Source organism: Candidatus Magnetaquicoccus inordinatus, from assembly GCF_004217665.1.
In the GTDB taxonomy this organism is placed as follows: domain Bacteria; phylum Pseudomonadota; class Magnetococcia; order Magnetococcales; family Magnetaquicoccaceae; genus Magnetaquicoccus; species Magnetaquicoccus inordinatus.
Genome location: NZ_RXIU01000178.1, coordinates 1 through 7365, shown reverse-complemented (window position 1 = coordinate 7365; position 7365 = coordinate 1). Strand labels below are relative to the sequence as shown.

Sequence of the window (7365 nt, the reverse complement as noted above, 5' to 3'; positions counted from 1 at the left end):
GTGCGGCGTGCGCGAATGCTTAAGCATTCGCTTCTGTGAAACGCCGCACATTTTCAGCAGGGCTTTGCCCTGCACCCACCAGGAGGAGATAATCTCCTCCTGGACCTCCATAATAATTTTCTGGTTTTCAAATGCGATTGCCCTGAGTTTTTGCAGCTCTTTATCCATAGATCAGGCCGCTTTTTGCGCATTCTCCACGGCATTCAACAACTGGTGCAGAGAAAAAGGTTTGCGCAACACCTGTTTGGCACCAAACATTTTGGCCACTCCCAACAACTCCTCGACCTGCAAGATATGATAGTTGCCACCACCGGTCATGGCAATCATCACCTGTTGGGCATTTTCGCCGTGAATGGCAATAATAGTCTCAATGCCATCCCGCTCCGGCATGAGAATATCACACAACAGCAGATCCCATGGTCCCTGTTCCCGCCATAGAGCTATCGCCTCATTGCCATTAGTCGCCACCCCTACCTCATAACCCGCATCTTCCAACATCAGACGCAACAAATGGCGCATCTGCTCTTCATCATCCACCAATAAAATCCTTTTCATCTTTCTCTGCTCCATGAACTGAATGGGGAAACATCTGTACAGGATATTCTATCCCAAAAGGAAAATAAATCGCAAAATATGTCTATCTTGAAATATATACTATCACTTCCCTGGCTCAGGAGGAACGCTGCAGCAGCTTATCCAATGCAGCGCGCAAGACCGACAAAGGAACCGGCTTGTGCAACACCGCATCGACACAACGCAACTGCTCGCTGTCGGCCAAGCTGGTCTCTCCCAAACCGGTACACAAAAGAATCGGTAGTGTCGCCGCCAGCGCTTTGATGCGTGCGGCCAACTCCACACCACTCATACCCGGCATCGCCTGATCGGTAATAATGGCGGTAAAACGGTCGGGTTGGGCCACCACGAGGTGCAACGCCTCCAAGGCATCACTGACCGCGACCACCTCATAACCAGCAATGGTCAGCAACTGCTCATAAATGGTCACAATCTGCACCTCATCATCGACAACCAAGATCCTCCCGGAACCGGCATGCTGCGCACCACTCTTGCCGGCGAACGGTTGTTGGAGAGCTTTATCTTCCTGGAGCATCGGCAAATAGACCGCAAACAGACTGCCTTGACCGGGGGTACTCTGCACATGTATCGCCCCATGATGACCAGTGACGATGCCATGAACCACCGACAGGCCCAAGCCTGTTCCTTTGCCAATCTCTTTGGTGGTAAAGAACGGTTCAAAAATATGCTCCACCACCTCCTTGCTCATCCCCACCCCGCTATCCTGCACCTGCAAACAGGCATACTCTCCCTCCGGCAAAGCCAAAGCGTGCGCCTCTTCCCAATTGAGAACGGCCCGTTGCACACGCACGGCAATCCGCCCATGCTCTCCACGCATCGCCTGCCGGGCATTACTGCACAGATTCAACAACAGTTGATGCAACTGCCCGGCATCGCCCTGTACCGGAAATCCCCCCTCACCAATGGCTACCTCCAGAAGAATGGTGGGCGGAATGGTATGGCGCAAAAAGCTCTCCACCTCCTTGACAATGGCCGACAACAACACCCGACCATGCTCTCCACTCTTTTTGCGACTAAAGGTGAGCAGTTGATCCACCAAACTCTTGGCGCGCGTACTGGCCAATAAGATCTCCTCCAGACTCTCCTTGACCCGTTTATGCTCCTTGCTTTTGCGTTGTGCCAATTCGGCAAAACCCATGATGATACCTAATATATTATTGAAATCATGGGCAATGCCGGCACTCAAAGTGCCAATTGCCTCCATCTTGATCGCCTGCTGCAACTGCCGCTCCAAGGCAAATCGTTCCAAAGCAATGGCGAAGATGTCAGCCACCCCAGCCATGATCACCTCTTGCTCTGCCGTATAATCGCTGGCACTCTCCACCACCGCCAACTCAGCAATCACCTGTTCGCCGCGCCATACCGGCACCACCAACTGCCGTTGACACTGGAAAGAGGGTAGAGCAATCCCATAAAAATGGTCGAAGCGCTGCGGCTGGTTGCACAAAAAGGCACGGCGTTGCCGCAACGCCTCACCCCATGGCGCAATTTCTGCCGGCAAAGGCAACCCTTCCCTGTCGTCATCCTCCGGAAAGGGAAGCCATTGCCGATCCAACACCACGTTCTGCCACCCCCCATGATAGGGATCGCGCACATTGACATAGCCATAAGGGCTGCCAGTCACCTCCTTGCAACACTCCAACACCTTGCGACACAACAATGGCAAACGGCTGTTGCGTGCCTCCAACAGCTCCTTGCCCAGCTTGGCCAACTGTTGATGCACCAGATTATCCCGACGAATCCTCTCCTCTTCCTGCTTGCGCTGGCTGATATCACGTGCAAAAGAGGCTATTCTGCCTCCCAAAGTTGAGGAGACCGTGGTGGTAATCTCCACCGGCCACCTCTTGCCATCTTTGCTGCGATGCCAGGTTTCAAAGTTATCGCCACCACTGTGTAATATATTTTCGATATGGGCATGGACCTCGGCCAGACTCTCCGTGGCATCCAGCTCGGAGATATGTTTGCCCAGCAACTCGGCGCGCGTATAGCCAGATCGTTGCAGATAGGCGGTATTGACATCGGTAATAGTTCCTGTTTGCCCATCCACGCTCCAATAGCCATCGGGCAGGGTCTCCAGCATCAGGCGATATTGCGCATCCTTGTCAGCGATGGCCGCCTCCAATTGTTTGTATCGCGCCACATTGCGGAATATACCCAACACCAACGCCCGTCCCTCAACCGGCACCACACAACCACTGATCTCCACCGGAATGATCGTCCCATTGGCATGCAAGACAGCGGTCTGCAGCGGATCGGCAAAATCCTCCACCCGACGCAGGGCATGCCTGGCAAACTCCCGTTGCAACTCGTTCCGCAACTCAGGTGGATGCAGCGCGCTCTGGTGCATGGTCAGCAGTTCGGGCAGTGTGCGCCCCAACAAGACACACGCCTTTTGATTGGCATCAACTACCAACCCGGTCGCCGCTTCCGCCACCAGAATGGCATCCGGTGCCGACTCAAAGAGAGCCCGATAGCGCTGTTGGCTCTCCAGCAAGGCCCGCTCTGCCGCTTTGCGGGCGCTGATATCAAACAAACTCACCAAAACGATCTCCGCAAAAGAGCCATGCAACGGTGTGGCACTGACAATCACCGTGCGCTCTTCACCTCCTTTACAGCGAATACGTACCTCAACCGGAACAAAAGCTTTCTGAGTCCGTTGCGCCTGCTCCAGGTGTTGCTGCCACTGCACTGCCACCTCTTGGCGATACTCTGCATCGGGATAGGCACGTGGCCACCACTCCTGCAACGTGGAAATCTCAGCCAAATTATAACCAAAGGTGTGCTCAAAAGCTGGATTGAGATAGGTGATATTGCCTTGTGGATCATTCAAGGCCATGGCTACTGGTGAGCCATCAATAATGGCACGCACCAGTTCCAGATTTTTTTGCAGACTATCTTCCAGCTCTTTGCGCTCGGTAATATCCTGTACGGTACCGATCATCGCCTGATTGCCTGCGCTGTCCTGCCGCAACAACGCCCGTGCCCGTACCCAACGCATCCTCCCGCGCACAATAATGCGATGCTCCACATCATAGGCGCCACCCTCGAGGGCTTTTTGCCACTCTTCAGCCAGCATTGCATGCTCCTCGCTGGGCACACAGGCGGCAAAATCCTGTAATTGTAACTGTTTGCATTCGGAAAAGCCAAAAATACGACAGCTCTCCTCGGAACAAAACATCTGCTGGCTGTCCAGTTGCAACCGCCAACTGCCGACTTGTGCCACCTCCTGGGCGATGCGCAAGGTCTCCTGACTCTCACGCAAGGCATCCTCTTGCTGGCGCAGTGCGGTAATATCATGGGCAATTCCCAAGACACCCCACAACTGACCGTTCTGGTCATAGAGTGGTGTCTTGATGGTGACCAACAGCGCCCGATGGCCATCATCGGCATAGGTGATCCACTCTTCGTTCGTGGTAGGCTTGCCTGCCGCTGCCGCCAGTTGATCATGGGCGCGGAAAAAATCGGCCAACTCCCGCGTCATAAAATCATAGTCACTCTTGCCGAGAATCTCCTCTTCGGGCTTGCCAAAAAAGCGCTCAAACTCATGGTTGCAGATCAAATAGCACCCTTGTGCATCCTTCATCCAAACCAGCTCTGGAATATTCTGGATGATGCTTTTCAGAAAATGCTGTTCATGTTCCAGTTGTTGGTGCATTGCCCGCAGCGACGATTCCTGTTGCTGCAACTGTTTCTGGACCTGCCAATGTCTGCGACTGACCTGGCGTAGCAGTAACGTGGTCAGCAGTGCGGCGCTCAACACCAGCAGCGCCAACATCTGCCAGAGCGGCAGTTGGTTTGCAGAATAAAAGAGTGCTCCGGCAAGCAGGCTTAAGATGCCAGTACTGACCACAAAGAGTAACAGGCTCTGCCGAAAGAGAGAGGGATGGCTCATCAAAAATCCTGTGGCAAGCGGGAAAAAAAAGAAAAGCGCAAAATGTGCAATAGAAGGCTAGGATAGCGAAAGCATTGCCTTTTTGCAAATAAAGATGCTGAACCCCTTCATGTGCCCTTTTCTGGCCAAGCGAGGTATACTCTTTCCCATGTTGTACAACAGTATCGGTGCAGGGCGTGATCAACCCGGCACCCTCTTTTTTACACGGAGTAGCAAAATCATGGCTGGACAAGATATCTATTTAGAGGCAAAAAGTGCGGCAGCGCGTATTAAACTCTCTGCTGCCACTTTGGCCAAGATGCGCACCTATGGCAATGGCCCACGTTATGCCAAAGTCGGCGGAAAAATTCTCTACAAGGTAGCCGATTTGGATGGCTGGATCGAAACCCATTTTGTGCAATCGACACACGATCCACGAATCAGCCCGGCCTTGAGTCGGCAACCGGAGGATTATCTGCGCCAGAAGAGTGCGGGCAAAAAAAGTGCGGTGGAGCCCTCGCTGGCCTCTGAGCAGAGCACGACAACTGCGTCGGCAACCGATTCATTGGCTTGATGCGGCGATGGTACAGGAGAGAAGTGGTGTGCAGTAACCGGAGGAGGAGAGTATTCTCTCCTCTGGTAACGGCCACACTGTCGGAACAGAGTGAGCTGCTGTGAAGATGCAAAAGCGCTGCTTCACCAGGCCATGAATCCGCACCTCCAGCTTGATCCCTCACTCCTCTTCTTGTGGGATGATTGGGTCATTATCCCAAATTTGCCATTACGGGACACACAAAATTTGCCATTACCGGACACCCCAAACAAAAACGGCCACCAAGTTGGTGACCGTCACTGTTTGCTTTTATTGGCGCACTCGGAAGGATTCGAACCTCCGGCCTACTGGTTCGTAGTTGGTTGTCCTGGCTTTCTTGGCCTTTCTGACACCTTCCACAAGTACCGTAAAATAAAGCAATTCTCTTCTTGACGTTTCCGAGTGTTTCCGCTATTTTTCTTCCAAATGATTGCTGTGTGATTGCTGGAAGCGGTCAACTGGTTGATTGCCGAGGACAACAGATTCAAATCGGAGAGACGATATGCAAGCAAAAATCAGCAAAAGATTGATTGACTCTATGGCGACTCCAGAAGCTGATACGTTCCTATGGGACACTGAGACAAAAGGTTTCGGCGTCAAGTTTACTCCGGCTGGCAAGAGAATTTACCTACTTCAGTATCGGCATGCTGGGCGACTCCGGCGCTACACCATCGGCCAGCACGGTTCACCATGGACACCAGACCAAGCCAGACAGGAGGCTGTGCGGCTGTTGGGGGCTGTCAGTGAGGGCAAAGACCCGGCAGAGTCTAAAGCGGCAGAGAAAAGTGTTCCCACGATTGCTGATGTGGCAGAGCGGTTTCAGCGAGAGCATGTTGCAGTCAAAAACAAACCACGTACCGTTACCGAGTACCGACGACTCTTTGATAGAATCATCATCCCGCAATTGGGCAAGTATCGAGTTGATGCCCTTCAGAGAAGCCAGATCGCCAAGTTACACAATTCAATGCAGAAGACTCCTTACCAGGCAAATCGCGTGATAGAACTGCTTTCCATTCTCTACAACTGGATGGAATCGGTTGGCATAAGGCCAGACCATACAAACCCGATTGTACACATCAAGCAATACCGGGAAGAGAAGCGGGAACGCATCCTAAGCGATGATGAGCTTTTGAGGCTGGGACAGGCCATTGCTGATACAGAGCGGAGCGGTACAACTTCCCCTTACGTGCTGGCGGCCATCCGATTGTTGATCCTGACAGGTGCCAGACTGAGCGAGATATTGACCCTGACATGGGGCGAGGTAGATTTTCAGTATGGCGTGCTGCGATTGGCTGACAGTAAGACCGGAGCGAAGAATATCCCATTGAATCCGCCAGCGTTGGAACTCCTGGCCACTCTTCCCAGGATCGAAGACAACCCGCATGTGATAGTTGGCAAGGTGAGCGGCCATGCCATGGTGAACATCAACCGAGCATGGCGGGCCATCCGTGAGGCGGCAGGCATGCCGACACTGCGCATTCATGATCTAAGGCACGCATACGCCAGCATAGGAGCATCCATGGGCATGAGTCTGCCAGTGATAGGCAAGTTGCTGGGCCACACCCAGGCGGCCACCACGCAGCGTTATGCTCACCTTTCCGACGATCCATTGAAGAAGGCAACCCGCATGATCGGAGAGCACATCCACGCGGCTATGACAGGCAAAGCTGAGTCGGATAACATCATTCCCTTGACCCCACGCCAAAGCACAGGAGGATAACCATGACCATTGCCATTCCCGCCGACATGGAGGAGATGTTTCAGTTTGTTGCCAAGGAGACAGGCCGACCCCTTGAGGAGTTGATTCGGGAAGCATTGGACCGTTTCCTGGAGGATTGGGAAGACCGCCAGGATGCCATAGACGCTGATCGAGTCTACCGAGAATTCAAAGAGAGTGGTGAGGTTGGCATTCCATGGGAGGTTGTCAAAGCAGAAATGGACGCCAAGCATGCCCTATAAAATTGTCGTTCCTGATCGGGTTCAAAAACAAATTGATGCACTTCCATGCACCATCTGGCAGCGTGTGAGAAGTGCCATTGACCGTCTGGAAGTTGATCCTCGTCCACATACAGCAATAAAGATGAAAGGCTCTTCAGAGTCTTGGCGTATACGGGTTGGAGATCATCGGATTATTTACACAATTGAAGATGATCAATTGGTTGTCCTTATCGTCAAAGTTGGCAACCGCCGCGAGGTCTACAGATAACAGAATACCACCGGCAACCCGGTGAACAGAATGCCCGGCCTACATCGGCCAATGGAAAAGGGGGAAACCTTCAACCCCCTGGCCGGGCAACTTCATTGAAGG

At 52.9% G+C, this 7365-nt stretch carries 6 protein-coding genes; 4 read left to right on the top strand and 2 right to left on the bottom strand.

Annotation, left to right across the window (positions count from 1 at the left end; translation table 11 throughout):
- Nucleotides 1-171 precede the first annotated feature (171 nt).
- A complete protein-coding gene (locus tag EJP87_RS11975; RefSeq protein WP_193771332.1) occupies nucleotides 172-555 on the bottom strand; it encodes a response regulator in 384 nt (127 codons plus the stop codon).
- 115 nt (nucleotides 556-670) lie between these two features.
- Complete coding sequence (locus EJP87_RS11970) at nucleotides 671-4486, bottom strand: PAS domain S-box protein (RefSeq protein ID WP_130472112.1); 3816 nt, start codon at nucleotides 4484-4486, stop codon at nucleotides 671-673.
- 94 nt (nucleotides 4487-4580) lie between these two features.
- On the opposite strand from EJP87_RS11970, the gene EJP87_RS17855 reads away from it, so the two are divergent.
- The 4 genes from EJP87_RS17855 (at nucleotide 4581) to EJP87_RS11950 (ending at nucleotide 7263) form a co-directional block, all read left to right on the top strand.
- Entirely contained in the window at nucleotides 4581-5039 is a 459-nt protein-coding gene (locus tag EJP87_RS17855; protein WP_227657603.1) for a helix-turn-helix transcriptional regulator, read from the top strand.
- A 520-nt stretch (nucleotides 5040-5559) separates the two neighbouring features.
- Nucleotides 5560-6777 (top strand): site-specific integrase, encoded by a 1218-nt coding sequence (locus EJP87_RS11960; protein WP_130472111.1) that lies wholly within the window; start codon nucleotides 5560-5562, stop codon nucleotides 6775-6777.
- 2 nt (nucleotides 6778-6779) lie between these two features.
- Nucleotides 6780-7016: a hypothetical protein gene (locus EJP87_RS11955; RefSeq protein ID WP_130472110.1), complete on the top strand. Its 237-nt coding sequence runs from the start codon at nucleotides 6780-6782 to the stop codon at nucleotides 7014-7016.
- Entirely contained in the window at nucleotides 7006-7263 is a 258-nt protein-coding gene (locus EJP87_RS11950; RefSeq protein WP_130472109.1) for a type II toxin-antitoxin system RelE family toxin, read from the top strand. Before EJP87_RS11955 ends, EJP87_RS11950 begins: the two co-directional genes overlap by 11 nt.
- The last annotated feature ends 102 nt before the right edge of the window (nucleotides 7264-7365 follow it).

Bases quoted from the DNA above. Each gene is read 5' to 3' on its own strand.
- EJP87_RS11975 (WP_193771332.1), bottom strand. From the start codon at position 555: ATGAAAAGGATTTTATTGGTGGATGATGAAGAGCAGATGCGCCATTTG.
- EJP87_RS11970 (WP_130472112.1), bottom strand. From the start codon at position 4,486: ATGAGCCATCCCTCTCTCTTTCGGCAGAGCCTGTTACTCTTTGTGGTC.
- EJP87_RS17855 (WP_227657603.1), top strand. From the start codon at position 4,581: ATGCTGAACCCCTTCATGTGCCCTTTTCTGGCCAAGCGAGGTATACTC.
- EJP87_RS11960 (WP_130472111.1), top strand. From the start codon at position 5,560: ATGCAAGCAAAAATCAGCAAAAGATTGATTGACTCTATGGCGACTCCA.
- EJP87_RS11955 (WP_130472110.1), top strand. From the start codon at position 6,780: ATGACCATTGCCATTCCCGCCGACATGGAGGAGATGTTTCAGTTTGTT.
- EJP87_RS11950 (WP_130472109.1), top strand. From the start codon at position 7,006: ATGCCCTATAAAATTGTCGTTCCTGATCGGGTTCAAAAACAAATTGAT.